The sequence below is a fragment of the Streptomyces sp. NPDC030799 genome (assembly GCF_055572255.1).
Genome location: NZ_JBVIDS010000003.1, coordinates 420,930 through 447,587, shown reverse-complemented (window position 1 = coordinate 447,587; position 26,658 = coordinate 420,930). Strand labels below are relative to the sequence as shown.

The window sequence follows — 26,658 nt, the reverse complement described above, 5'->3', positions numbered from 1 at the left end:
TAGCGCCGGTCCGGTGTTCACATCACAGGACATTACTTGATCTTGCAGGCCGCGCCAACCGGATAAGCCCTCCGTCCTCGCCTTGGGAGGTGGCGGGGACGGAGTTCAGCCCGTTCCGGTTCTCCTCCGCACGTCTCTTTCTGTGTACGCCGGGAGTCGTAGCAAGTCTGCCCCGTAGACGGATCCGTGGGCTCCGCCGGCACGAAAAGCTCGTTCCTCACTGGAAGTTGACCGAAGGGAACGGCCATCGTGCGGACCGGACGCATCGCGCCCTTGCTCACCGTGGGGATCACGGCAACGCTGCTCCCCGCCCTCGTGCCGGCGGCACAGGCATCCGCGGCGGAACCACTGAGGAGATTCGAGAACCAGAAGCCCGCCTGGCACCGATGCGCCCCGTCACAGCCCGCGGCGTTCCAGTGCGCCACCATCCAGGTACCGCTGGACTACAGCCGCCCCGGCGGCAAGAAGATCAAGCTGGCCATCTCCCGTATGAAGACGGCTGTCCCCGGCAAACGGCACGGCGCGATCCTCTTCAACCCCGGCGGACCGGGCGGCGAGGGCCTGGACATGCCGGTCATGATGAAGAACGCGATGCCGAAGAACGTGCGCGAGCAGTACGACCTCATCGGGTTCGACCCGCGCGGCGTGGGCCGCAGCACCCCGCTCACCTGCGGTCTCACGCCCAGGGAACAGAACATCGAACACCCCTACAAGGCGGCGACGTTCAGCCGGGACGTCAAGTGGGCCCGGACCGTCGCCGACAAGTGCCGTGCCGAGAACGGCGACCGGCTCGCGTACTTCACCACCCGCAACACCGCCCGTGACATGGACGTCATCCGCGCCGTTCTGGGCGAGAAGAAGATCTCCTACCTGGGCTACTCCTACGGCACCTACCTGGGCGCCGTCTACGCGCAGATGTTCCCCACGCGGACCGACCGCTTCGTCCTGGACAGCGCGGTCGACCCCGCCCGGGTGTGGCGCGGGATGATCCAGGTCTGGGCCGAGGGCACCGAGCCGGCGTTCACCCGCTGGACGAAGTGGACCGCCCGGCACGACCGCACCTACGGCCTCGGCAACACCCCGGCGCAGGTGAAGAAGACGTTCTGGGACCTGATCGCCCGGGCCGACCGCACTCCGATCGACGACGCCGGCCAGAAACTCACCGGGGACGACATCCGGGCCGCACTGCGCGCCGGGTTCTTCAGGCCCAAGTCCGCGGCCGATGAGGTCGTCAGGCTCAAGAAGGCCGCCGACGGCCATGCGTCCCTGCGTCCTTCCCCCGCGCCGGACCGGCAACCGGAACCGCGCTTTGCGCAGGCCCCCGCCGCACAGCAGCCGACCGACAACGCCTCCGTGGTCTTCTGGACCGTGCTCTGCGGCGACACCGCGGCCTGGCCACGCGACCCCGAGCAGTACCGGCGTGACGCGATCCGGGACAAGGCCACGTACCCCCTCTACGGCGACTTCGCCTCCAACATCACCCCCTGCGCGTTCTGGACCGAACCGGCCGAGCCCGTCACCGAAGTGCACAACACCCTGGGTGTGCTCACCGTCCAGAACCAGTGGGACTCCCAGACACCCCTGGCCAGCGGCCTCGGTATGCATGACGCCCTGAAGGGCTCACGCATGGTGTACGTCAAGGGAGGTGAGGGCCACGGTGTCTACTCAGGAGACCCACGCGCCTGCGCCGACCGTACCGTCAACGCCTTCCTGAGCAACGGCAGGCTTCCGGCCCGTGACGTCACCTGCAAGCCGTCCGGCCGCCGGAGCCCCGGCGTGACGTCCCTTCCCGTCCCCGGGCCGTCGCACACACCGCAGTCGCCCCGCTTCTGACGCGGCTGACGGAGCCGGTGACATGGCCGGCTCTGCTGCGGTCATGACAGACTGCCCCGCTCGCAGACCCGGCGGGCGACCTCCCGGAGCTTGATGTTGTTCTCCTGCGAGTAACGGCGCAGCACGTCGAACGCCTGCTCTTCGGTGAGGCGGTGGCTCCCCATGAGAATGCCCATCGCCTCGCCGATCATGTGGCGGGTGGCGACGGCGTGCTCCATCTGGGCGTGCGTGCGGGCACTGGAGAACGCGACCGCCGCATGCGAGGCCAGCAGCCAGCCGGCCAGTTCACTGGTCTCGGGGAAGGCGCCGGGCCTGCACGAGTAGAGGTTCAGCGCGCCCAGCTCTTCGTCCTCGGTGTACAGCAGGAACCCCATCATGCTGCCCACACCCAGCTGATGGGCCATGGGGGCGAAGGCGGGCCAGCGCGGCTGCTCCCGGGTGAAGTCGGCGATGCGGAAAACCCGCTCCTTTGCGCTGCTGCGCGCCGCGTCGAAGCAGGGCCCCTCACCCAACCGCTCCTGCAGCCGGTCGCTGTCGACGACGAGCTGCCCGGTGGGCGCGAGCGTCTGCACCTTCGTGCCGTGCAGCACCAGAATGCCGGCCGCGTCGCAGCCCTCGACCAGCTCGGTGGCCGAAGCGGTGATCCGTTCCAGGGTGGCGCCGACCGACTTCTGCGCCAGAAGATCCCGCGCCATCGCCGCCATCTGCTCTGCGAACCGAGCCCAGTCCATCGTGTCCTCCGCCTCTCGGTTCGTCCCGGACAGGCCGTGTCCCAGCATTCCACGCAAGCCGGACCGCGTGTGCGTGAGACATCCCGGTTCCCCGGGCCCGTCCGGCCCCTGTGCCGGAAGAACGGCTCTCTGCCCCGGACGGTGCCACTCGGCCGGGTGGGACGGCGGCCCGCCGGCGGAGGACCACGGGCGGCGGGGCGGGCCGATCGGCCGATCGTCGGCGCGACCGTGCCGGGACGGGGCCCGGCGCGGAGGTTCACTCGCGGGGAGCGATCTCCCTCCCGTCGGCGTCCCGGACGGTGATGGCCAGCATCGGGCAGATGTCGGCGGCCTCCAGGGCGCGGTCGTCGTCCTCCGCGATGCGCTCGCGCACGGGGCGCGCATGGTCGTCGTCCAGGGCGAACAGGTCCGGTGCGGCCCCGGCGCACATCCCGGAGCCGATACAGCGGTCGGAGGCGATGTGCAGCTGCCAGCCCATGGGCCGCCTCACCAGCTCACCGGCATGACGCGAGGGCCACGCACCAGCATCTCGGTCTTCCAGGTGATGTCCCCGGCGACGCGCAGCCGGGGGAACCGGGCCACCAGCGCGCCGACGGCCTCCTGCAGTTCGAGGCGGGCCAGGGGAGCCCCGAGGCAGTGGTGGACGCCGTGGCCGAAGCCCAGATGTGCGTTGCCGCTCCGGGAGAAGTCGAGCGTGCCGGCCGCGGTGAAGCGCAGCGCGTCCCGGTTGGCCGCGCCGATGGCGACCAGCACCGGTTCCCCGGCCCGCACCAGGGTGCCACCGACCTCGATGTCCTCCTTGGCGTAGCGGGGCATACCGGCACCGCTGCCCAGCGGCACGAAGCGCAGCAGCTCCTCGACCGCGCCGGTGATGAGCGAGGGCTCGGCACGCAGGCGGGACAGCGCCTCCGGATGGTCGAGAAGGGTGAGCACGAAGTTGGGGATCTGGGTGGCCGTGGTCTCGTGGCCGGCGATGAGAATGCCGACGCACAGGTCGACGAGTTCCAGCTCGGACAGCCGGTCGTCGTGATCGCGCGCCTCGATCAGCGCCGTCATCAGGTCGTCCCGGGGCTGCCCGCGATGGGCGGCGATCAGCTCGGCCATGTACGCCCGCAGCTCTTCTCGGTTCCGGTCGAACTCCTCGGCGGTGAGCGAGCTGGTGGACAGCGCCGCGTCGCTCCACGTGCGGAATCGCGGGCGGTCCTCCTCCGGTACCCCGAGGAGGCGGCAGATCACCGCGACCGGAATGGGCAGGGCGTAGCGGTCGACCAGGTCGACCGGCGGCCCTGCCGCTTCCATCTCGTCCAGCAGCGTGGACGTCAGCTCCCGGATCCGCGGCCGGAGTTTTTCTACCTGCCGCACGGTGAAGGCCTTGGCGACCAGCGAACGCAGCCTCGTGTGGTCGGGCGGGTCCATGCCGAGGATCCCGCTCTCCCGCCTGCCCTCGGAGGCGCGCGGCTCGTCGTGTTCGAGGCCCAGGGCCCGGCTGAAGCGCTGGTCGCCCAGGACCAGCCGGGCGTCCGCATAGCGGGTGGCGAGCCACGCCGGTTCCCCGTACGGCAGCTGGACGCGTAACAGCCCCGGCGTGTCCCGGGCTCGTTCGTACGCCTCGGACAAGGCCAGGTCATGGCTGGAGTTGAAGGGATAGGCGAGGGGTGCGGGGTCCGTTGCAGTCACTGCTGCCTCCCTGGTGTAAGCACACGCTTACAACGCTAGGAGGCGCTCACCTGGAGGTCAACGACGCTAACCGGCCGTTACTCTGACGGCTCCTCGGGCAGGCGCGGAGCGGGCTCACGGCGGACGGCAGAAGGAGCAGAGGGTGGACATCGGCGAGCACACGCGGCAGCAGGACCAGCCCGGGGACGGCCCCGCGAGCGAGGACTCCCCGCACCGTCCGCGTGACGCCCGCGGGACCCGACTGCGCATCCTGCACGCGGCCGGCGCGGTCTTCGCCGAGCGCGGATACGAGGCGGCCACCGTCCGCGACATAGCCGGACGCGCAGGGGTGAACCAGGCACTCATATTCCGTTACTTCGGATCCAAAAAGGCCCTGCTCACCGAGGTCATGGCGCAGGGTGGCAAGGAGCAGCTGATCAGCACGCCCACGGACCGGCTGTTCGAGACCGCGCTGCGCGGCGTCCTGGCCGAGGGCGGCAAACCCGATGCGGACCGACTGCTGGCCGTCTACCTGCGCTCCATCGGCAGCGCCGATGCCGCCCCGGACACCGTACGCGCGCTGGGGGAGGAGTACGCCGCCGCCCTCGCCGCCCTCTCCTCCGCCGACGACAGCAAGCTGCGCGCACAGCTCGCCATGGCCTGGCTGCTCGGTATCGGCCTGATGCGGGTCGTGGTCGGCCAGGAGCCGCTGGCGAGCGCAGAACCGGACGAGATCTGCGGCCACGTACTCACGGCACTCGAAGGACTCCTGCACGACGAGAAGGCGCCCGGGGGCCGAGGAGCGGACCAACACCCGGCCAAGCGCCGCTGACCAGGCCGACGGCGCCCTGCACGTCCACGAGCGGCTGATCGACACGCTCCTCGGCGGTGCCGCCGCCGCCATTGCGGCCTGCGCCGCCGTGCATCGCTGCCGTGTCGTCCTGAACGGCGTGTACGGCCGGACAATTGAAAATGCCACGACGGCCGAAAAACATCCGCGGTGGGCGCACCGGATGTTTTGACAGGCCATGCTGTGAAACATTCGGGCGAGATCGCACAACGCGCACCGGTTGCGTAACCCCCTTGAAAGGGAAACGAGTTGCCCCTGCACGTTCTCACAGCGTCCAGTGACCATTCCGTGATCGCCGAATGGGCCGGTGGAAAGGCCGAGAACCTCCACACCCTGACCACGTCCGGTTTTCACGTACCACGCTGGTCCGTCCTCGGCCTGGACGTCTTTGCGGAATTCTGCCGCGGCAGCGGTCTGGACGAGCACCTGGCCCGGCTGCTCGCCGACGGCCGGCACGCGCAGGCCCGGCAGGTCGCCGAGGACGTCGCCGGCCTGATCGAGGCCGCCCCGCTCGGCGCGCGCGTCACCGAAGCCATCGCCCTGGCATACCGGCAGGCCGGCGGCGGTGCGGTGGCCGTCCGCTCGTCCGGCGCGGAGGAGGACGGCGCACGGCACTCCTTCGCCGGCCAGTTCGACAGCTTCCTCAATGTCCGGGGCCTGGACGACGTCACCGCCCATGTCCGCCGCTGCTGGGCCTCCGGCTTCTCCGAACGCTCCCTGCGTTACCGCGCCCAGCGCCGGCTGCCGCCCGGTACCGGTGGTGTCGCCGTGATCGTCCAGCGCATGGTGCCGGCCGAGCGCAGCGGCGTGCTGTTCACCGCCGACCCGACCACCGGCCGTACCGACCGCCAGCTGGTCAGTGCCGTCCACGGGCTGGGGGAAGGGCTGGTCTCCGGCGCGGTCGACGCCGACACCGTCGTCCTGGACGCCGCCACCGGCCGGCCCCTCACCACGGTGATCGGCGACAAGCAGGAGCGCTACGACGCCGGACCCGGACCGGGCTGCCGGGTGTCACCCGTCGCCGCCGAGGACCGCGCCAGGTGCGCCCTGACCCCCGCAGACCTGGCCCTGCTGCACGAGACCGGGCGCCGCATCACCGCGCACTTCGGCGCCCCGCAGGACATCGAGTGGGCCATCGCCGAGGGCACCCTGTGGATCCTGCAGAGCCGCCCGGTCACCACCCCGGCTCGCGCGCCCGAACCCGAGGGAGAGCTGCGGATCTGGGACAACTCCAACATCATCGAGAGCTTCGGCGGCGTCGTCTCCCCCCTCACCTTCAGCTTCGCCGCCGACACCTACGCCAAGGTGTACGACGGCTACGCCCGCGCCCTGGGCGTACGCGGCGAGCAACTGCGCGAGGTGGGGGAGTGGACCCCGCACCTGCTCGGATACCTCCACGGACGGGTCTACTACAACCTGTTCCACTGGTACCGCATGGTGCGCCTGGCTCCGCTGTACCCGCTCAACCGGCGCGTGTTGGAGAAATCCCTCGGGGTCGCCGAGAGCATTTCCGACGAGACCGCCGACGCCTTGCATCCGTTCACCCCTCGCTCCGGGCTGCGCGCCCGGTTGTCACAACTGGTCCGCACGAGCGTCTTCACCTGGCGATTTCTCACCGTCCGGAAATCCGTGGAGAGGTTCCACCGGGATTTCTACCGGGCGTACGCAATCTTCAACGATGTCGATTACGACTCCCTGCCCGGCGACGAGACCTACCGCCGTTTCCGTCGGCTGCAGCGCGAACTCATCGAGAAATGGGGCCCGATGCAGGCCCTGGACGCCACCATCCTGCTCTCCGTGGGACTGCTGGCCCTGCTCACCCGCAGCTGGCTGCCGGACGCCCCCGAGTGGTTCACCTGGGCCGCGGCCGCCCCCGCCGGCACCGTGGAGTCGGCCGAACCGGTGCGGGCACTGCGCGAGCTGGCCGCCCGGGCACGCGCCGACCCCGAGATCCTGCACCTGCTGGAGCACACATCCGACTCCGCGGCCCACCGGGCGCTGCACGAGGCCGGCCACACCCGGTTCCTGGCGGCCGTCGACGCCTACATCGCCGACTACGGCTATCGCAGCCCCGACGAACTCAAGCTGGAGGTCCCCGACCTGTACGAGAACCCGGCTGGACTGTTCACGCTGCTGCGCGACGCATTACGGGACCCCGCGAACGAGGGCGCCCGGGACCGGGGCTGTGAGGCCGACGCCTACCTCGACGAACACCTGCACGGCCCGCGCCGGCTGCTGTACGAGCGGGTGCGGGGCAAGGCCCGGGCGGCGCTCGCCGACCGGGAACGGCTCAGGTTCTGCCGTACCCGGGCCTTCGGCGCGGCCAAGCGCATGCTGCGCGCCCTGGGACGCGACCTGGCGCGCACCGGTGCCATCGATGCCTGGGACGACGTGTTCATGCTGCGTCTGGAGGAGATCAAAGGTGCCTACGAGGGCATGATCGTCCACACCGAACTGCGCGAGCTGGCCGCGCTGCGCCGCAGGCAGCTGGCCGCCGACACCGCCCTGCACGCACCGTCCCGCTTCATCACCCACGGCGCCCCGTACTGGTCGGGCAACCTGGAGCGGGCCGGCTGGGCCGGCGGTCCCGCCGCCCGCAGCGGCGCCCGCGAGTTGCGTGGCACCCCCTGCGGCCCCGGCGTCGCCGAAGCGGCCGCCGTGGTCACCGACCACCCGCACGACATCGGGGGCGGCGTCCTGGTCACCTACCGCACCGACCCCGGCTGGGTCGCCGCGCTGCCCTCGGCCGCCGCCCTCGTCATCGAACGCGGCAGCCCGCTCACCCATGTCGCCGTCGTCGCACGGGAGTTGGGCATCCCGACCGTGGTCCAGGTCAAGGACGCCACCACCGAGATCCGCACCGGCACGCGGCTGCGCGTCGACGGCGCCGCCGGGACCGTCACCGTACTCACCGACCCGCCCGACGACGGCGCAACCCCCGACCGGCACGGCGCAACCCCCGACCGGCACGGCGCGTCCGCCGCCCTGAACGGCCCCCGAACGGAGGCACACCCGTGATCCTCACCGAGGACCAACTGCAGGATCTGCTCGACCAATCCCTCGCCGAACCTCCAGGCGGCGTCGAGTGGGCCGTGACCCTCGAGGGCTCCATCGCGGAAGGGTTCGGCAACCCCTCCTCCGACATCGACTTCCTGCTCGTCGCCCGCTGCGCGGAGGAGCCGCCGACCATGCCGTCACTGCTCTTCGTGGACGGCCGGCGGGTGGAGGTCCGCACCCGGTCGGTACGGCAGCTCGCCGACCAGTTCCGCGCGGTGGAGCAGGCAGCCGAACGGCCCGGCCGGCTCTCCGAGGACCTCCTCAACCGCTGCCAGCGACTGCTGCACAGCCACCCGCTGCGCGGACACGCCCTGGTCGAGGAGGTCAAGGCGCTGCTGCCCGTCGAACGGTTCCGGCGGATCACCGCCGACTGGTGGGCGCACCGGGCCCGCCAGTCCCTCAGGCAGGCGACGGCGCTGCTCTGCCTCGGCGAGAGCGACGAGGCCGTCGACTGGACCCGCGCCGGACTCCTCCAGACCGTCAAGTCCTGGGCAGCCGGCCTGGGCGAGACCTACCTCGAACCCAAGTGGCTGTCGCTGCAACTGGACCGCACCGGCCGCGCGGACGTACGCGACCGCTACTGGGAGCTGGAGGCCGTCTCCCTCGCATCCGGTGACGCGGATGCCGCTCGCGACCACCTCGGCGCCTGTCTCGCGTTCGCCACGGATCTCGGGCTCACCGGTGTCCCCCGGCGCCCCGAGCAGCTCACCGTCGCACGCGTGGCCGGGGTGACCACCTGGCAGGCCGGCGAACGGGTCCACGTCATCCGCGGCCGGCGCGACGTGTTCGCCCTGGGCGACGACGCCGGCGCCGTCTGGCGCTCCCTCGTCCTGGGCCGGCCGCTGCCCCACGTGCTGGCGGCGGCCGCCGGCACCGGCGTCGCCGACCCCGGCTCGCTGCTGGCCGCCTTCCTGCGCTACGGGCTGATCCGGCTCGCCTGGAAGGGCGGCGGCACCGTCACCCCCTCGCTGCCGCTCGCCGCCCCGACCGGTCCGGTCACTCCGCCGCCGTCCACCGCACAGCCGATGCTGTCGGTGCACGGCGCCGCCGTCGGCGGGCCCCGTGCCGTCGATCTGATGCCGCTGCCCGCCGATCGGTTCGCCGCCGCGGCCATGGCGCTGGTGTGGTCCAACGTGGTGGCCGAGAACGCCGTCGAGGACTTGACCGGGGCCCTGCGACGCGGCCAGTGGCGGGTCGCCGCACTCACCGCGCGCCGCGCCGTACACGCCGCGCTGCGCGGCCTGTTCAGCGCCCATGGCGTCCATCCGCTGCCCGCCGACCCCGACCTCGTACGCCGCCTGGAGCTGCTGCCCCCGGCCGCTCGGCCGATCGGGGCACGCGCCGGCGAACTGCTGCGGCGCAGCGTCGACTCGGCGGAACACGGCGACAGCCTGCTCGCGGAGCTGCGCGGGTTCATCGCCCAGGTCCGCGCCGCCGCGGGCGCCGACTCCTTCCCGCTCTCCTTCGACTCCGCGGACACCTGGCGGGCCACCCTGCAACTCGGCTACGACTGGCTGCGCATCGGCGCCCACCTCGACGCGGAACTGCCCATCGAAGAGGCCCGCGACCTGCTGACCGGCCACGGCACCCAGCCCCAACCGGCCCTGCCCCGGCACCAGGCTCCGTGAGCCCCCTGCCCGACCTTCCGTCCGGAGGTAGCCACCGATGTCCGACCCGATGACGGTGCTGGTGACCGGCGCCGGCGGTTTCGTGGGTGCGGAGGTGACCGCCCGGCTCACCGCCGAGGGCCACACCGTACTGGCGCTGCTGCACCACACCCCCGACATCGTCCGCAACAATGGCAGAAAACTCACCCCCGGGCCGGGCACCCTGACCCGGATCACCGGCGACATCACCCGCCCCGGCCTCGGGATGACCGACGACGACCGGCGGCTCGCCGCCATCGCCGACCGGATCGTGCACTGCGCAGCCGTCACCGACTTCGGGCTGCCGGACGAACGCTACGACCGCATCAACGTCGTCGGTACCCGGCACGTCCTCGACCTCGCCCTGGCCGTGCGCATCCCGCTGGTGCACCTCAGCACCGCCTATGTGTGCGGGGAACGCGACGGCATGGCCCGCGAGGACGAACTCGATGTCGGCCAGCACCCCGGCAACGGCTACGAGAAGAGCAAACTCACCGCCGAGACCATGGTCCGCACAGCCGCGACGGACGGCCTGCCGGTGTCCGTGGTGCGCCCGAGCATCGTCACCGGCGCCACCCGCAGCGGCCGCGTCCGCGACTTCAAGACCATCTACCCCGTGCTCCGGATCCTCACCCAGGGACTGGTAAGGACCGTGCCCGGTCACTACGACGCCGTCCTCGACCTGGTCCCGGTCGACCGCGTCGCCGCCCTGGTCACCGAGGCCGCCACCCGCACGAAGGACGCAGAAGGCCACACCCTGCACGCGGTCGGCCACGAGCTGACCCTGCGGGACTTCTCCGACGTCCTCGCCGAATACCCCTGCTTCCAGGTGCCGCGCTTCGTCCCGCCGTCCGCGTTCTCCGCCACATCCCTGCCGAGCCGCGAACGCGCCTACTACGACCGTGTCATCTCCCTGTACGACACCTACTTCCGGCGGCGCGTCCGCTTCGACGACTCCCAGGCCGCGGCCTTCAGCAGCCGTCCGGCCCTCACGGGTGCACGGCCGTACCTGCGCCGCCTCCTCGACCACTGCCTCGCGACCGGCTATCTGGGCCCGGCCCCACGCCGGACGCCGGCCGCCGCAGTCCGACCCGACGGGAGCACCCACCGATGACCCCCGACCCTCTCGCCCGGCCCGCGCACGGCATACCCGTGTCCGCGCTGCTGACCTGCCACCCGGCCAAACAGCGGCTGTACGGCGCGGACACCTACTTCCAGGAGAGCCACGATCAGCTCGCCGCGCTCACCGACGACGTCACCGGGTTCGCCCACCGGCACGCCGCGCTGCTGCTGAAGCCGGACGCCGTGGTGGCCCGCAGGCTGGAGGCGGCCGTGGACTGGGTGACCGGACGGGGCTTCAGGATCGTCGCAGCGGCCGTCACCCGGTTGACCCGCACCATGATCCGCGCTCTGTGGTACTTCCAGTGGAACCTCGCCACCCCCCACCGCAGAAGGCTCGCCGCCCTGTTCCTGGAGGACGCAGACGCCCTGGTGCTGATCGTCCGCCCCGGCCACGACCTGGACATCCCCGCGTCGGTCGAACTCACCCGGCTCAAGGGGCCCACGGACCCCGACGCCCGCCGGCCGGGCCAGCTGCGGCACCTCCTCGGCCGCCACAGCTACCTGCTGAATCTGGTGCACACCCCCGACGAGCCCGCCGACGTGCTGCGGGAGCTGGCCGTCCACTTCGACGACACCGCACGCGACCACCTCTTCCGCTCCGCCCTCGCCGGCGAGGACCGCACCGAGGACGCCCTGCGGCTGACCGGCCGGCTGTACGCGGCCACCAAGCCCCGTGACCTCGACTTCGACCCCGCCGTCGAACGACTGCGCGATGCCGTGTCCCGGCACCCGGGCACCGATCCGGCGGTGGCACCGCGCCTGCTGCTGGAGACCGCGTGGGAGCACGGGATCGACCTCGACCCGTGGGACACCGTCATCGTCGGCTCCAAGGTGCTGCCCATGCGGCACCCCGGCCGCGTTCCCGTGCTCGACGGGGCCGACGCCGCAACCTGGCGCCGCCACCTGGACAGCCTGAAGTGAGGAGCGGTCCATGCAGTTCACCCGGACACTCGCCAAGGAAGTGGTGCACCGGGCAGCGGTCGCCGAGGTCTTCCTGACCGACGCCGAGCGCCCCAGCGACGACGAGCTGCTGCTGGCCGCGCAACTTCCCCGCCGCCACGCCTACTACCACGACACCCTTGAGCCCCGCACCCACCACGATCCGCTGCTGCTGCTCGAAGCGTGCAGGCAGGGCATCTTCGTGGTGGCCCACCGCTACCTCGACGTCCCCCTCGGGCACAAGTTCCTGCTGCGCGCGGTCGAGTTCGAGGTGCCGGACCCGACGGCGCTCACCTGCGGTGACCTTCCCACCGAGGCCGTCATCGCGGTCCGCATCGAGCACCGGTTCCGCATCCGGGCCGCGGTGACGGGACTGCGGCTGCGCTTCACCTGCACCATCGGCACTCAGGAGGCCCTGCTGGCCCGCATCGACTACTCCTGGATGCCGCCCGAGGACTGGACGCGTCTGCGGGCCGGTCAGCGGGGCGCACTCGGCCTGCCCGACGTGCCCGTCGCCCTGCCCGGCCCACGCGTCGATCCCGCCCTCGTCGGGCGGCGTGACCCGGCCAACACGGTCATCTCCCCACCGCGCGCCGCAGACGACGGCACCCGCACAGCCCATCTGATCGTCGACACCACGCATCCGAGTCTGTACGACCACTGGGTCGACCATGTGCCCGGCATGCTGGAGCTGGAGGCCTTCCGCCAGCTCGCCGTCACCGCGGCCGTCGCCGCCGGCGCCGTCCGCACACCCGCGGCGCTGCCGGTCGGCCTGACCGCGCGGTTCCGCTGCTTCGCCGAGATGGACCTGCCGCTCCGGTGCCGGACCGCTCCCGTGCTGCCCGGCGCCGGCATCGAGTGCACCCTGCGTCAGCCCGGCGCCGTCGCCGCCGAGGCCCGGATCCGGCTGGCCGAACCGGACCGGTCCGGCAGGGCGGGAGTCCTCGCGGGCCGGGCAGCCCACGGAGCCGTATGACGTCGTTTCCGCCGGCCCCGGCCAGACTGGGCCGTTTTGTGCTGCACAGGTTCCGGCCGCACCTCTACGTCACCTACGGGCTGCTGTGGGTCCTCGCCCTGGAGAGTACGGCGGTGGCCGCCACCGGTAGGGCCTGGCGGCCCTCCGGCGCCACCTGGGTGCGGGTCACGAGCGTCGTACTGGCGCTGCTGTTCCTGCGGATGCTGGACGAGCAGAAGGACCTCGCCCACGACCGCGTGCACCACCCGGACCGGCCGCTCGTCACCGGCGCGATCACCGCGGCCGAACTGCGCGGCGCGATGGCCGTGATCACCGTCGGGGCGGCGGCCCTGAACGCCGCCCTCTCGGCCACGGACGTCCTGCTGCTCCTCGCGGCCCTCGGGTACGGGCTGCTCCTCGCCGCCCTGGAACGGCTGTCGTCCGCGGTACGCGACCGTCAGCTGCTCGGCCTGGCGGTCACCTACCCGGTACAGGTGGTGCTCGGCGCCTATGTGTACGGCTCGCTCGTCGCCGCCGGGACCGTCACCGCCGACTGGCGCGGCGCGGTGCTGCTCGCCCTGAGCGCCTGCGTGTTCCTGCACTTCGAGTTCGCCCGCAAGACGGCCTGGGAGGCGCCGCCCGGAGCACGTCTGTACGCGGCGGACATCGGACCGCGCCGCAGCGCGCTGGTGACCGCGGGGTTCGCAGCCGGTGCGGTCGGCTGCCAGGTGCCGCTGTGCGCGCCGGACGGCCCGCTCGGGCTGCTGCCCTGCCTCGCGGCAGCCCTGCCGGCCTGGGGCACCCGGCGCTTCCTGTCCGCGCGGCGCGGCGCCTGGCCGATGCCCACCGCGATCGGCTTCGTCGTGGCCACGTACCTCGCGCTGATCACCCGGGCGGTGCTGTGGCCGTGACCGACGAACCTGCGCTGTCCTGCGAGGAGTTGCTGACCACCACGCGATGCGTGCGGCGCGGCCTCGACCTGGACCGGCCGGTGGATCCGGCACTCGTCAAGGACTGCCTGGGCATCGCCCTGCAGGCGCCCAACGGAAACAACCGGCAGAACTGGCGGTGGATCCTGCTCACCGACCCGCGGCTGCGCGCGAAGGTTGCCGAGGTGTACCGGGCCGCCTTCTACGACCGCAACGCCGCCGCACTGGAGCAGCCGGCACAACTGCCCCGGGCCACGCGCTCCGTGCTCACCGCCGCACGGTCGCTCGCCGACCGGCTGCACCGGGTCCCCGTCCTGGTCGTCCCGTGTCTCGAACTGGCCGACGGACGGCTGCCCCCCGGCAACCAGGCCGGCCTGTGGGCCTCGTTGCTGCCTGCCGCCTGGAGCTATGCGCTGGCCGCCCGCAGCCGTGGTCTGGTCACCGCCTGGACGACGGTCCATCTGGACCGCGAGCAGGAGATCGCCGGCCTGCTGGGCCTGCCGCCCACCGTCCGTCAGGGCGCGCTGCTGCCGACGGCGTACCCGCTGCGCACCACCTTCCGGCCGGGGCCGCGACTGCCGCTGGAGCAGGTCCTGCACCACGACGGCTGGCAGGGCACCTGACCGGCATCCAGCCGATCACAGGTGCTTACGGGGATGTCTGTGCCGTGTCGTCGTCCTGCGGGGGCGTCGCCCGGGGCGCCGTGGTCGCCCGCGGAATCAGCTGGGTGGGCAGGATGATGTGCCGGGCGTGGTCGGCCGCCGTGTCGTCGATGAGCTGCAGGGCGAGTTCCCCCGCGAGCCGGCCCATGTCGGAGGGCGACTGCGCGACGGTGGAGAGGTCGAACCACGGGGCGACCTGGTGGTCGTCGAAGCCGATGACGGACATCCGGTCGGGCACGTGGATGCCGGCCTGGCGCAGCGTGTGGATGACGGCCACGGCCAGCTCGTCCTGTTCGGCGAAGAGAGCGGTGGGCGGCTCGCGCAGGCTCAGCAGCTGCCCGATGCCGGTGACGAGGGCCCGCGTGTCGTCGGCCGCCATGGTGACCACGAGTTCGTCGTCGACTGGGATGCCCGCCTCGGTCAGCGCCTGCTGGTAGCCGAGCAGGCGTTCGCGCGAGCTGAAGCTGAAGCCGGTGGCCCCCGTGGTCGGCGCGAACGCGATCCGGCGGTGGCCGAGGTTCAGCAGGTGCCGGGTGGCCTTCAGGGCACCGGCGACATCGTCGACGTACACACTGGGCCGGCCCTCGGCGTGCTGGCTGACGTAGATGACTGGCATCCCGAGGTCGTCCAGGCGTGCGGTCTCCTCATCGGTGAGGTCGAAGCCGAAGACCAGCAGCGCGTCGGCGTTCCGGCGGGCCGGGAGACGCTCGAAGAACGCGGTGCGCTCGGCCATGTCGGGGATGACATAGACGTTCAGTTCCCGGCCGGCCGCGCGCAGCAGGGGACCCAGGCTGGACAGCGCCGATCCCATGAACCACGAGTTGAGTGTCGGTACGAGCACCGCCACCACCCCGGTCTTTCCCGTGACCAGGCTCGCCGCCTGGCGTGAGACCGCGAAGTTCAGCTCCCTGGCGGCCTGTTCGACCCGGGCGCGGACCTCCGGCGAAACGGTCGGAAGGCCGCGCAGGGTGCGCGAGACGGTGGAGGGGGAGACGCCGGCCCGTTCGGCGACGTCGGCCATCGTGGGGTGCCGTTGAGCGGGTGACATGAGCGGAAGTTAGCACAGGGACGGGTCTCGCTCCCAGCTGTCGTGACAGCGCTGTCACGACAGCAGTACGCCATCGTGATGTCATCCTTTGCCAGTAAATAGGGCATCTGTACTTCCAGATATGTTCGAGCTACCGGCAAGTTACGGATTGACTGCGCCCGAGTGCACTCCTAGCGTGCAAGCGTTGTCTCGACAGCGTCGATTCATTACTTCGGTTCCCGCACGACCAGGAGAGAGACAGTGAAGACCAGAACCACCAGAGCCCTCCGGTGCTCGGCGACGCTCGCCGCCGCCGGGCTCCTTCTCACCGCCTGCGGCTCGAACGGGGGCAGTGACTCGGGCGAGCCGGCCGGGAGCACATCCTTCGAGGGCCGTGGCCCCATCACCTACGTGGCGGGAAAGGACACCTCCGGCGTCGTGCCGAAGGTCATCGACCGCTGGAACAAGCTGCACCCGAAAGAGAAGGTCACCTTCGTCCAGCTGCCCACGGACGCGGACTCGCAGCGGCAGCAGATGATCCAGAACGCGGAGACGAAGTCCGACGCCTACACCGTGCTCTCCCTCGACGTCGTGTGGACGTCGGAGTTCGCCGCCCACCAGTGGATCGACCGCCTGCCCGAGCAGAGGTTCTTGCTGCGGAACATGCTCAAGCCGGTGGTGGAGACGGCGAAGTACCGCGGCGGCCTGTACGCGGTCCCCGCCAGCTCCGACGGCGGACTGCTGTACTACCGCACCGATCTGCTGAAGAAGGCCGGCATCACCAAGCCTCCGGCCACCTGGTCCGAGATGACCGCCGACTGCGCCAAGGTGAAGCGGCTGCCCGGGGCCGAGGGCATGTCGTGCTACGCCGGACAGCTCCAGAAGTACGAGGGCCTGACCGTCAACTTCGCCGAGGCCGTGAACTCCGCGGGCGGTGTCGTCACCGACGCGAGCGGCAAGCCGGACGTCGACACGCCCAGCGCACGCAAGGGCCTGGACTTCCTCGTCGGCGCCGTCAGGAACGGCACGATCCCGAAGGAGGCCATCACCTACCAGGAGGAGGACGGCCGCCAGGCATTCCAGTCCGGCAAGCTGATCTTCCTGCGCAACTGGCCCTACATGTACGCGCTCGCCGAAAAGAGCAAACTGGCGGGGAAGTTCGCGGTCGCGCCGCTGCCCGGTCTGAACGGACCCGGCTCCTCCAGCCTGGGCGGTCACAACCTCGCCCTGTCCTCCTTCGCCAAGAACAAGGCCACGGCGCTGGACTTCATGAAGTTCTTCAGCAGCCAGGACAGCACGAACACGTTTTTGAAGGACGCCTCCCTCGCCCCGCCGTACGCGACGTCGTACGACGATGCCTCGCTGGTCAAGCAGTATCCGTACCTGCCCGTCCTCAAGCAGTCCATCCTGCACGCCGTGCCCCGCCCGCGGGTCGTGCAGTACGGCGACGCGACCTCGGCGATCCAGCAGGAGGCGTACGCCGCGCTGACCGGCGCCAAGAGCAGCGCGCAGGCGCTCAAGGACCTGCAGAGCGCGCTGCAGAAGTCCACGGCGCAGTGAGGAGCGGGTGATGACCGACACGACGATCCCGCCCGGCACCCCGGTGCACGCACGCGGCGGCACCTCCCGGCAGCCGTCCACGCCGGTGCCCCCGCGCCGCCGCACGCGCGCCCGGGCGACGGCCGGTTCGGGCCGGATGGCGGCCCTGCTGGTCTCGCCGACGCTCCTGGTGCTGGCCGTCGTGGTGCTCTATCCGACACTCATGGCGCTGCACGAGTCGCTCTACGGACCCAAGGGCCTTGATCCCAGGACCGGATTCATCCGCACCGCAGAGCCGTTCGTCGGGCTGCACAACTACGCCGACATCTTCGGCGCCGACGGCCGGCGGTTCTGGAACGCCTTCTGGAACACCACGTTCTTCACGGTCGTCACGGTGGGGCTGGAGACGGTGATCGGCGTGGCGATGGCACTGATCATGCATCAGGCCTTCCGGGGCCGCGCCCTGGTACGAGCGGGCATCCTCGTGCCCTGGGCGGTGCCCACGGCCATCTCCGGCCTGCTGTGGCGGTGGATCTTCAACAGCAACGGCGTGGCCAACGCGATCCTCGGACGCCAGATCCTGTGGACCACCGAAGGCTTCCACGCCAAGGTCGCGGTCGTCGTCGCCGAGGTGTGGAAGACCGCCCCCTTCATCGGGCTGCTGGTCCTGGCCGGCCTCCAGGTGATCCCGAAGGAGGTCTACGAGGCCGCCCGCATCGACGGGGCCGGCGCCCTGCGCCGGTTCCGGCACGTCACCCTGCCCCTGGTGAAGCCCGCACTCCTGGTGGCGGTGCTGTTCCGCTGCCTGGACGCGCTGCGGATGTTCGACCTGCCGTACATCCTCGTCGGCGCGCAGAAGAACTCGGTGGAAACCCTGTCCATGCTCGCGCAGAACGAGGCCTCCAACGTCCGCTTCGGACCGGCCTCCGCCTACGCGGTGATCCTCTTCCTCTACGTCCTGCTCATCGCGCTCGCCTTCGTCCGGCTGCTCGGCGCGGACCTCGTCGGCGACCGGGACGGCACGAAGGGGAAACGCAGCATGCTGCGGCTGCGGGGCATCCTGGCGCCGCGCCGGACGGAGGTGGCGGCATGACCCGCACGGCGACCTGGCGCACCCGGCTGCTGTACGTGGGAGTCGCCGTGGTGGTGGCCTACTGCCTGGCCCCGTTCTACTGGATGCTGGTCTCCAGCCTGCGACGCACCTCCGACATCTTCGACACCTCGCTACTGCCCGCCCCGGTGTCGTTCGAGAACTACCGGGCCGTGTTCGACCCGTCCCAGGGGTTCACCCGAGCACTGCTCAACAGCCTGGTCGTCGCGGGCGTCACCACGGCACTGGCGCTGCTGCTGGCCACGTTCACCGCCTACGCGATGGCCCGGCTGGAGTTCCGGTTCAAGCGGCTGATCCTCACGCTGATCATCGCCACCTCGATGTTCCCGGTGGTGTCGATCGTGGTTCCGCTGCTGAAGCTGTTCACCGACATCGGCTGGATCAACACCTACCAGGCGATGATCGTGCCGAGCATGTCGTTCGCGCTGCCCCTGGCCGTGTGGAACCTCACCACGTTCTTCCGGCAGATGCCCGACGAGCTGGAGCACGCCGCGATGATCGACGGCTGCACCCGCGGCCAGGCGTTCCGCAAGGTCATCATCCCGCTCGCCGCGCCGGGCATCTTCACCACCGCGATCATCACGTTCATCGCCGCCTGGAACGAGTTCCTCATCGCCCTGTCGATGACCAACAAGTCCGCCATGCAGACGGCGCCGGTCGCCATCTCCAAGTTCGCCGGCGCGACCCAGTTCGAGACCCCGTTCGGCAGCCAGATGGCGGCGGGCGTCCTGGTCACCGTCCCGCTGGTGGCGATGGTGCTGCTCTTCCAGCGCCGTATCGTCGCCGGACTCACCGCCGGCGCAGCCAAGTAGACACCTCACTCTCCCGCACTCCCGAAGGGCCCACTCCAGACCATGCCCAGCACCGCGCCGTGGTGGCGCAGCGCCGTCATCTACCAGGTCTACATCCGCAGTTTCGCCGACGCCAACGGTGACGGTGTCGGTGACATCGCCGGGATCCGCTCCCGCCTGCCGTACCTCAAGTCCCTCGGTATCGACGCCATATGGATCAACCCGTGGTACAAGTCCCCGATGGCGGACCACGGTTACGACGTGGCCGACTACCGAGAGATCGACGCGCTCTTCGGCACGGTGGCCGAGGCCGAGCAGCTCATCGAGGAAGCCCACCGGCACGGAATCCGCGTCATCCCCGACATCGTGCCCAACCACACCTCCGACCAGCACGCGTGGTTCCAGTCGGCCCTGGCGTCGGGCCCGGGCAGCCCGGAACGCGAGCGCTACGTCTTCCGCCCCGGCCGCGGACCCGACGGCTCCGAACCGCCCAACGACTGGGTCTCCTGCTTCGGCGGCCCGGCCTGGACCCGGCTGCCCGACGGCGAGTGGTACCTGCACCTGTTCGCCCCTCAGCAGCCCGACCTCAACTGGGAACACCCCGACGTCCGGGCCGAGTTCGAGTCGATCCTGCGCTTCTGGTTCAGCCGGGGAGTGGACGGCTTCCGTATCGACGTCGCCCACGGACTCGTCAAGCACCCCGAACTGCCCGACCTCCCGCCCCGCCAGGAACCGGCGGTGCTGGGCCCCCTCGTCTCCCGGGAAGCGGCCGAACCGGGGCCCCGGCAGCACGTCGACCACCCTCACTGGGACCGCGACGAGGTCCACGACATCTACCGCGCCTGGCGCAAGGTGGCCGACGAGTTCCCCGGCGACCGGTCGTTCGTCGCCGAGGCCTGGGCCGACACCCCCGAACGGCTCGCCGCGTACGTCCGCCCGGACGGCCTGCACACCGCGTTCAACTTCGACTTCCTCATGTCCAGTTGGAGTGCGAAGGAGCTGCGCGCCGTCATCGACGACTCACTCGCCATGCTCGGCGCGGTCGGTGCGCCGGCCACCTGGGTGCTGTCCAACCACGACGTCATGCGCCACCCGAGCCGCTACGGCCGCCGGACGGTCAAGCGGTGGACCGCCAACGAGCCGTATCGCCCCGAGGGCCCCGTGGACCTGGCGCTGGGCACCCGGCGCGCCCGCGCGGCCGCCCTGCTCATGCTCGCCCTGCCCGGCGGCGCCTACATCTACCAGGGCGAGGAGCTGGGCCTGCCCGAGGTCGAGGACCTGCCCGAGCACGTGCTCCAGGACCCCGTCTGGGAGCGGTCCGGACACACCGACCGGGGCCGCGACGGCTGCCGCGTGCCCATCCCCTGGGGCGGACAGTCGGCACCGTACGGCTTCAGTCCCGAGGACGCCTCCGCCGCGCCCTGGCTGCCGCAGCCCGCCGCGTGGGCCGAGCTGAGCGTCGAGGCGCAGACCGGCGACGCCGCGGCGATGCTGGAGCTCTACCGCGGCGCCCTGCGCCTGCGCCGCGAACACCCCGCGCTCGGCGACGGCACCCTCACCTGGCTGGACGCTCCCGAGGGTGTCCTGGCCTTCGCCCGCGACCCCGGTTTCACCTGCGTGGTCAACCTCTCGCCCGACCCCTGCCCCCTGCCCGCCCACACCTCGGTCCTGGTCGCCAGCACCCCCATCGAGAACGGCCGCCTCGCACCCGACCAAGCGGTCTGGCTCGCTGTATAGAACGGCTCGCCCGCCCGGCGCACCTCCGCCCCGGAGGTGCGCCACGAGCTCATGAGGCCGTTCCCGGCCGGATCGGCGCGGGCGAAGAGGCCCCCGCGATCAGCAGCCGGGGGCTTCCCGTGCCGTCCGCGGGGACGCTCCACACGTCGCTGCTGCCGACCTTGCCGTCGGCCGGGAGCGCATAGGCGACGGTGTGGTTGTCGAGCCAGACGGCCTGATCGTCGACGCTGTGGCGTTCGGCGAGTGCCGTCTCGTGCAGGGTGTTCAGGTCGAGGACGTACTCGTGCCAGAGGGCGGCACCCGACAGGACCCGCTTCTTGAAGACGACGCGGGTCCCGTCGGGGGAGAGCGAGGGACACTCCACGTTCCGGGCCAGGGTGGTGACCATACGCCGGGAGAGTGAACCGCGTACGAGGTAGGTGTTGTCGGCGGTGTTGAGCGTGGCGTAGAAGGTGTCGTCGTCGGAGGCGAAGGTGACGCCCCAGAAGTTGATGTCCGAAGCGTGGTAGGGCTTGCCGTCCTTGACGATGGAGAACGTCTCCAGGCTGGGAGTCAGCCGCATCGTGCGGGTGTCGAGGATCGAGGTCCGAGTGGAGAAGAAGGCGGACGCATAGGACTCGCCGGAGACGAAGACGGTCCAGGCGGCGAAGTGGCCGCTGGGGGAGACCCGGGCCCGGCTGGGGGTGCCCGCGAGCGGGAAGGTGCGCAGGGTGCGCAGACGGTCGTCCAGGAGCAGGGCGCGGTTGCTCTGCCTGAGGACGCCGGGGGTGGACTGCAGGCAGACGCCCGTGCCGGCCGCCGCGTAGAAGCGCGCGCACTTCAGGTCCGAGGCGGTCCGCCCGCCCCCGGGGTCGGTGGCCGGCACCGCGGCGACCGCGGTGCGGTGCGGGCCGCCGATCCCGTTGAGGAAGGTCAGGCGGTCCTTCTGGTCGAGCGTCACCGTGCCTGCGCTGACAGCGGGACCGCCCGTCTGCGGCTGGTTCGCCCGGTCCGCGCGGGCGGCGGCGTGCAGCACGACGCCGGTGGCCAGGCCTGCCAGGAGCAGGACCGCCGCGACGAGTACGAGCAGGCGGCGGCGCAGCGATGTCATCGGAATCCTTGTGGTTCTCGGTGCCGGCGGCGTCATCGGGCCCCGTCCGTCGGCCGCAGTACCATGCCCGCGGCGGCGGCGCAGCACAGCAGACCGACCGCCGATCCGGCCAGCGCCGGTCCGTCTCCCCACACCGTCCAGGCGGCGCCGAAGGCCAGCGAGCAGCAGAACCGGGCCAGCGCCTGGCTGGTACCGACGATGGCCAGGCCGCTGGCGCGCAGCTGCTCGGGCACGATGCCGGCGAGCGCGGCCGGGAGCACACCGTCGGTCGCCGCGTAGAACGTGCCGTGCAGGGCGAGGATGAGAAAGGGGAGGGCCGGCGTGGCGGGGGCCCACAGCAGGAGGGCGTAGGCGATGAGCAGACCCATGTGCCCGGCGAGGAACACGGTGCGCCGTCCGGCCCGGTCGGCCAGTCCGCCGACGGGCACCGCCAGCAGCAGGAACACGGCGGCGGTGCCCAGCGGCAGCAGCGTGAACCACTGCTCGCCGACCCCCGCACGCCGCTGCAGCAGCAGATAGACGAAGGCGTCGCTGACGGTGGTCAGGCCGAGCAGCGCGGCACAGCCGGCGAGCGCCCGCAGACGCGGCAGGCGCAGCAGCGCCAGCGCCTCGCGTACACGGACGGGCTGCCTGCCGTCCGCCGCACCTGGCGCGCTGTGACGTCTGCCGGGTACGAACAGCACCAGGACGAGCACGCCGAGCGCGGCGACACACGCGCTCACGCCGAACACGGCGTCGTAGCCGTCGGCCGCCGCGCGCAGGATGAGGAAGGCCGCCAGCGGGCCGAGCATCGCGCCGGTGGTGTCCATCGCCCGGTGGACGCCGAACGCCCGGCCCTGGTGACCGGCCGGCGTCGACAAGGAGATCATCGCGTCGCGCGGGGCGGTGCGCAGGCCCTTGCCGGTCCGCTCCAGGGCGAGGACCGTACCGAGTGTGCCGAGGCCGCTCGCGAGCAGGAGCAGCGGCTTGCACAGCGCGGACAGTCCATAGCCGAGTCCGGCCAGCAGCTTGTGGCCGCGCACCCGGTCGGCGAGGTGGCCGCCGGTGAGCTGCACCAGCGCGCTCACGCCGTTGTAGACGCCGTCGAGGGTGCCGAATCCCAGCGGGCTGAAGCCGAGCGTGCTGACGAGGTAGAGCGGCAGGACGGCGGTGACCATCTCCGAGGAGATGTCGGTGATCAGACTGACCGCACCCAGCACGAGCACGACCGGGGCGACCTTGGGCACCGGGCCGCGTCTTCGGCCCTGCTCGGTGTCCGCCCCCGGCGGTGTGGAGCGGTCGGTGAGATACATGGTCAGGGACTCCAGGTGCGGTGCGGATCAGGCATGCCTGCTGCTCTCGTCCCGAAGCCAGGTGCCGAAGTCCTTTTCCCCGATGGCCTTTTGGGCCTTCCGGCGGGCGACGACCGCTGCCGCGACGAAGACCAGGACACCGGGGAACAGCTTCGGCTCCCTGCGCAGCACGGCCAGCAGATCCGCCTTGCTCGTGCGCGCCGAAGCTCCGTCCGGGCTCTGCTGCCGTTCGACCTGGGCGGTGGACACCGCGGCGCGGATCCGTCGCTTGATCAAGTCCCGCCAGGTGCGCGGCGGGTGGACCACGACACGGGCCGCGCCGACCACGCGTCGCTCCTCGGGGGCGAAGGCCAGGGACGCGGCCAGGTCGTCCGCCATCAGCGGCGGCAGCGCGGCGATCCGGGCGTGCCCGGCCTTGGAGACCGCGATCACGCCTCGGCCGAACAGCCCCTTGCGCACGGCCGGCAGCCGCTGCCACACCTGGTAGTAGGCGCGCACCCGCCAGGCACAGCCGGCCAGCGGGATCTGCCGTTCGGGGGCGGTGGCGAGAACGCCCGCGGTGGCGTCGCACAGCGGCTCGGTCAGCGCCCGTACGGCGGCGCTCGTGATCACGACATCGGCGTCCACATACAGGCGCGGGAAGCCGCGCGCGTGATCGTCACCCGTGCGCAGGGCGACGTGCTTGGACGGGACGGGGATCTCGACCACCCGGACGCGCGGGCCGCGTGCGGCCGCGATCCGCGCGGTGTCGTCGGTACAGCCGTTGCACACGACCACGATGTCGGTCTCGGCCCCGGAGCTGTCGGCCAGCAGGGAATCGAGGAGCCGGCCGATGACTCGTGCCTCGTTGTGAGCCGGGATCACGATGCTCGTCACGGGGGCAGTATGCAGCCAATATCGCTCATGCGATGCGTGTTTCGTCCAACTGTTCCCGCGACTGCGGCTCGTGGTCTAGATTGAGGACCGCCGGGCCGATTTGGGTGGGGAACTCGACCGCATGTCACGGCGTGGCCCGGTGAACGGATTCTGCACAGGCAATACCAGCATGCCGGGGGCATGGGGCGGTTGGGGAACCGCTGAAGCTCCCTTGCTTTCCAGTGCCGCTGTGTCGAGGGCACTTCGGTCAGGGACAGCCGCGCATGTGGGGGGTGGCATGACCATTGAGGTCACGCATGAGCATGTGGTTGTGGAACACAGAATTCCACAAGGTCGCCGAAGACGTTGGGAGCAGAAGTACCGGAGAGCCCTGCTGGTCGCGGACGGTCTGGCGGCCGTTGTCGCGGCCTTATTGATCCACGCGGCTTACGGCCGCTGGGCGGTGGCTGTGGCGCTGCCCCCGGCGTGGATCGTCGTCATGCTCGTCCATCGCTCCTACGACCGCAGCGCCCTGGGCCTGGGCAGCGAGGAGTACCGCCGGGTGCTTCGAGGCGCCGTCGCACTGCCGGCGCTGGCCGCGGTCGCCTACTGGCTGTTCACACACGATTCCGGACTCCTTCATGACATGGCCATGGCTGCCGTGCCGGTCGCCGCGATCGCCCTGTCGATCCGGTACACCCTGCGCCGCCGGCTGCACAGACGATGGTCACGCGGCCGGGACCGCAGCGCCACGCTCCTGGTCGGGCCGTCGCACGGCATCGTGGAGCTGGCCACGGTGCTGCGGCGCGGCGGAGCACAGGAACTGCAGGTCGCCGGAGTCTGCCTGAGCGACCCGCAGAACGCCGCAAGAACACGCAAGTTGGGGATGCCCTTCCTCGGCGGTCTCGGCGACCTGCACGACGTGGTCCGGGCCCTGGGCATCAGCACCGTCGTGGCACTGCCGGTGCCCGGCGCCGACGCCTCCGTGCTGCGCCGGATGTCCTGGACGGCAGCCGTACAGGGCGTCGACTTCCTGCTGGCCCCCGTACTGACCGATGTGTCCGCCTCCCGGCTGGCGGTACGGCCCACCAACGGGGTGCCGCTGATGCGGTTACAGGGGCCGAACCTGTCCCGGATCTCCCGGCTGCCCAAGGAACTGCTGGACCGGACGCTCGCAGCGGCTCTCCTGACGGTCCTCGCCCTGCCCATGCTGCTGATCGCCCTGATCGTCCGGCTGGACAGCTCCGGCCCCGCCCTGTTCAGACAGCAGCGGGTGGGCCGGTACGGCGACCACTTCACCATGCTGAAGTTCCGCACGATGCGACCGGACTCGGAGGCCCTGCGGGCGGAACTGGCACACCTCAACCAGAACAGCGACGGCCTGCTGTTCAAGGTGCGGGAGGACCCGCGGGTCACCCGGGTCGGTTCGTTCCTGCGCCGCAGCTCGCTCGACGAACTGCCGCAGCTGATCAACGTGGTCAGAGGCCACATGTCACTCGTCGGCCCGCGCCCGCCGCTGCCCGAGGAGGTGGAGGAGTACACGCCGGACATCAAGCGCCGGCTGCTCGTGAAACCCGGCCTCACCGGACTGTGGCAGGTCAGCGGCCGCTCCGACCTGCCCTGGGACGAGGCGGTCCGGCTCGATCTCGGATACGTGGACAACTGGTCGATGGGCCTGGACCTTTCGATCCTGGTGCGCACCGGGTCCGCAGTGGTGCGAGGAACGGGGGCGTACTGATGGACCAAGGGAAGAGGAACCACGTGACGCAGACCAGGGAGCCGTTGGGGGTCGCGGTCGTCGGGGCCGGCTACTGGGGTCCCAACCTCGTCCGCAACTTCCAGGCCAGTGAGCGGTTCCGGCTGCGCCGGCTGTGCGACCTGGACGTGGAGCGGGCCCAGCGGGTCCTCGGCGGGTATTCGACGGTCCAGGCCACCGCGGACTACGCGGCCGTCCTCGCCGACCCCTCCGTCGACGCCGTCGCCGTCGCCACACCCGCCGGAACCCACCTCGACATCGCCCTGGCCGCCCTGCGTGCCGGCAAACACGTCCTGGTGGAGAAGCCCCTCGCGGCGACGTACGCCGACGGGATGCGCCTGGTGACCGAGGCGGAGGAGCGCGGCCTCACCCTGATGTGCGACCACACCTACTGCTACACGCCCGCCGTGGGCCGCATCCGGGAGCTGGTCCGGGCCGGCGAACTGGGCGAGATCCACTTCGTCGACTCGGTCCGGATCAACCTCGGCCTCGTCCAGAAGGACATCGACGTGCTGTGGGACCTGGCCCCGCACGACCTGTCGATCCTCGACTTCATCCTCCCCGACCACGTCGAACCGGTCGCCGTCGCCGCCCACGGTGCCGACCCGATCGGCGCCGGACAGGCCTGCGTGGCCTATCTGACGCTCCAGCTGAACACCGGCGCCATCGCGCACGTGCACGTCAACTGGCTGTCCCCGACCAAGGTTCGCACCACCATGGTGGGCGGCGCCAAACGCACCCTGATCTGGGACGACCTCAACCCCCTGCAGCGCGTGGCGGTCTACGACCGGGGCGTGAACCTGGCCGCACCGCAGGAGATCGGCGCGGACGAGCGCCGGGACATGCTCATCTCGTACCGCGCCGGAGACATGGTCGCGCCCGCCATCGGCGAGAAGGAAGCGCTGCGCAGCATGGTCGACGAGTTCGCCGACGCGATCAGTGCGGGGCGGGCGCCGCTGACCGACGGCCGGGCGGGCCTCAGGGTGCTGGACATTCTCGAAGCGGCGTCCCGCAGTCTCGAATTCAAGGGCGCGGTCGTCGGCCTGCGCGCCGAGCGCTGAGGACATGCAATTGACCGGG

22 protein-coding genes are annotated in these 26,658 nt (G+C 71.2%); 15 read left to right on the top strand and 7 right to left on the bottom strand.

The genetic code is table 11. The features are described from left to right. Positions 1-249: 249 nt before the first annotated feature. Positions 250-1,833 (top strand): alpha/beta hydrolase, encoded by a 1,584-nt coding sequence (locus ACZ41I_RS09535; RefSeq protein ID WP_468513698.1) that lies wholly within the window; start codon positions 250-252, stop codon positions 1,831-1,833. A gap of 41 nt (positions 1,834-1,874) precedes the next feature. Here the strand turns inward: ACZ41I_RS09535 and ACZ41I_RS09530 are convergent, their stop codons facing one another. The 3 genes from ACZ41I_RS09530 to ACZ41I_RS09520 all read right to left on the bottom strand — a co-directional run bounded on the left by ACZ41I_RS09530 (position 1,875) and on the right by ACZ41I_RS09520 (position 4,241). Next, complete coding sequence (locus tag ACZ41I_RS09530; RefSeq protein WP_363218900.1) at positions 1,875-2,564, bottom strand: GAF and ANTAR domain-containing protein; 690 nt, start codon at positions 2,562-2,564, stop codon at positions 1,875-1,877. Positions 2,565-2,820: 256 nt separating this feature from the next. After that, on the bottom strand, positions 2,821-3,042 hold the full coding sequence (locus tag ACZ41I_RS09525; RefSeq protein WP_399769370.1) for a ferredoxin: 222 nt from the start codon (positions 3,040-3,042) through the stop codon (positions 2,821-2,823). A gap of 8 nt (positions 3,043-3,050) precedes the next feature. Beyond that, positions 3,051-4,241: a cytochrome P450 gene (locus ACZ41I_RS09520; protein WP_468513697.1), complete on the bottom strand. Its 1,191-nt coding sequence runs from the start codon at positions 4,239-4,241 to the stop codon at positions 3,051-3,053. A gap of 142 nt (positions 4,242-4,383) precedes the next feature. Between ACZ41I_RS09520 and ACZ41I_RS09515 the strand changes: the two genes are divergently transcribed. The 8 genes from ACZ41I_RS09515 to ACZ41I_RS09480 all read left to right on the top strand — a co-directional run bounded on the left by ACZ41I_RS09515 (position 4,384) and on the right by ACZ41I_RS09480 (position 14,341). After that, the gene (locus tag ACZ41I_RS09515; RefSeq protein WP_399769366.1) at positions 4,384-5,052 is read left to right on the top strand and encodes a TetR/AcrR family transcriptional regulator; all 669 of its coding nucleotides are present in this window, start codon (positions 4,384-4,386) and stop codon (positions 5,050-5,052) included. A 267-nt stretch (positions 5,053-5,319) separates the two neighbouring features. Further along, complete coding sequence (locus ACZ41I_RS09510; protein ID WP_468513696.1) at positions 5,320-8,088, top strand: phosphoenolpyruvate synthase; 2,769 nt, start codon at positions 5,320-5,322, stop codon at positions 8,086-8,088. After that, positions 8,085-9,755, top strand: a complete 1,671-nt coding sequence (locus tag ACZ41I_RS09505) for a hypothetical protein (RefSeq protein WP_468513695.1) — start codon at positions 8,085-8,087, stop codon at positions 9,753-9,755. Before ACZ41I_RS09510 ends, ACZ41I_RS09505 begins: the two co-directional genes overlap by 4 nt. Before the next feature lie 37 nt (positions 9,756-9,792). After that, a complete protein-coding gene (locus ACZ41I_RS09500) occupies positions 9,793-10,887 on the top strand; it encodes an SDR family oxidoreductase (RefSeq protein ID WP_363220486.1) in 1,095 nt (364 codons plus the stop codon). Next, positions 10,884-11,816 carry a nucleoside-diphosphate kinase gene (locus tag ACZ41I_RS09495; protein ID WP_363220485.1) on the top strand — a complete coding sequence of 311 codons (933 nt, stop codon included), beginning with the start codon at positions 10,884-10,886 and terminating at the stop codon, positions 11,814-11,816. The genes ACZ41I_RS09500 and ACZ41I_RS09495 overlap by 4 nt, the downstream gene beginning before the upstream one ends. A gap of 10 nt (positions 11,817-11,826) precedes the next feature. Continuing rightward, positions 11,827-12,810: a ScbA/BarX family gamma-butyrolactone biosynthesis protein gene (locus ACZ41I_RS09490; RefSeq protein WP_468513694.1), complete on the top strand. Its 984-nt coding sequence runs from the start codon at positions 11,827-11,829 to the stop codon at positions 12,808-12,810. After that, entirely contained in the window at positions 12,807-13,700 is an 894-nt protein-coding gene (locus ACZ41I_RS09485; RefSeq protein ID WP_468513693.1) for a hypothetical protein, read from the top strand. The genes ACZ41I_RS09490 and ACZ41I_RS09485 overlap by 4 nt, the downstream gene beginning before the upstream one ends. Further along, positions 13,697-14,341, top strand: a complete 645-nt coding sequence (locus ACZ41I_RS09480) for a nitroreductase family protein (RefSeq protein WP_468513692.1) — start codon at positions 13,697-13,699, stop codon at positions 14,339-14,341. Before ACZ41I_RS09485 ends, ACZ41I_RS09480 begins: the two co-directional genes overlap by 4 nt. A 25-nt stretch (positions 14,342-14,366) precedes the next feature. On the opposite strand, the gene ACZ41I_RS09475 is transcribed toward ACZ41I_RS09480, so the two are convergent. Beyond that, on the bottom strand, positions 14,367-15,428 hold the full coding sequence (locus ACZ41I_RS09475) for a LacI family DNA-binding transcriptional regulator (protein WP_363220481.1): 1,062 nt from the start codon (positions 15,426-15,428) through the stop codon (positions 14,367-14,369). A 240-nt stretch (positions 15,429-15,668) separates the two neighbouring features. Between ACZ41I_RS09475 and ACZ41I_RS09470 the strand changes: the two genes are divergently transcribed. Genes ACZ41I_RS09470 through ACZ41I_RS09455 form a run of 4 tightly spaced genes read left to right on the top strand, consistent with a single transcriptional unit; the run spans position 15,669 to position 20,585 of the window. Next, on the top strand, positions 15,669-16,967 hold the full coding sequence (locus ACZ41I_RS09470) for an ABC transporter substrate-binding protein (RefSeq protein WP_399769348.1): 1,299 nt from the start codon (positions 15,669-15,671) through the stop codon (positions 16,965-16,967). A 10-nt stretch (positions 16,968-16,977) separates the two neighbouring features. Next, positions 16,978-18,039: a carbohydrate ABC transporter permease gene (locus tag ACZ41I_RS09465; protein ID WP_399769346.1), complete on the top strand. Its 1,062-nt coding sequence runs from the start codon at positions 16,978-16,980 to the stop codon at positions 18,037-18,039. Then, positions 18,036-18,869, top strand: coding sequence for a carbohydrate ABC transporter permease (locus ACZ41I_RS09460; protein ID WP_399769344.1), 834 nt, complete (start codon positions 18,036-18,038; stop codon positions 18,867-18,869). The genes ACZ41I_RS09465 and ACZ41I_RS09460 overlap by 4 nt, the downstream gene beginning before the upstream one ends. A gap of 42 nt (positions 18,870-18,911) precedes the next feature. Then, positions 18,912-20,585, top strand: a complete 1,674-nt coding sequence (locus tag ACZ41I_RS09455; RefSeq protein WP_468513691.1) for a glycoside hydrolase family 13 protein — start codon at positions 18,912-18,914, stop codon at positions 20,583-20,585. 49 nt (positions 20,586-20,634) lie between these two features. On the opposite strand, the gene ACZ41I_RS09450 is transcribed toward ACZ41I_RS09455, so the two are convergent. Genes ACZ41I_RS09450 through ACZ41I_RS09440 form a run of 3 tightly spaced genes read right to left on the bottom strand, consistent with a single transcriptional unit; the run spans position 20,635 to position 23,843 of the window. Then, positions 20,635-21,675, bottom strand: a complete 1,041-nt coding sequence (locus ACZ41I_RS09450) for a TolB family protein (protein WP_399769340.1) — start codon at positions 21,673-21,675, stop codon at positions 20,635-20,637. 32 nt (positions 21,676-21,707) lie between these two features. Next, positions 21,708-22,967, bottom strand: a complete 1,260-nt coding sequence (locus tag ACZ41I_RS09445) for an MFS transporter (RefSeq protein WP_468513690.1) — start codon at positions 22,965-22,967, stop codon at positions 21,708-21,710. A gap of 27 nt (positions 22,968-22,994) precedes the next feature. Beyond that, positions 22,995-23,843, bottom strand: a complete 849-nt coding sequence (locus ACZ41I_RS09440) for a glycosyltransferase (RefSeq protein ID WP_399769336.1) — start codon at positions 23,841-23,843, stop codon at positions 22,995-22,997. A 310-nt stretch (positions 23,844-24,153) separates the two neighbouring features. On the opposite strand from ACZ41I_RS09440, the gene ACZ41I_RS09435 reads away from it, so the two are divergent. Both ACZ41I_RS09435 and ACZ41I_RS09430 read left to right on the top strand, forming a co-directional pair. Continuing rightward, entirely contained in the window at positions 24,154-25,560 is a 1,407-nt protein-coding gene (locus tag ACZ41I_RS09435; protein ID WP_399769334.1) for a sugar transferase, read from the top strand. 23 nt (positions 25,561-25,583) lie between these two features. Then, positions 25,584-26,639 carry a Gfo/Idh/MocA family protein gene (locus ACZ41I_RS09430; protein ID WP_468513689.1) on the top strand — a complete coding sequence of 352 codons (1,056 nt, stop codon included), beginning with the start codon at positions 25,584-25,586 and terminating at the stop codon, positions 26,637-26,639. The last annotated feature ends 19 nt before the right edge of the window (positions 26,640-26,658 follow it).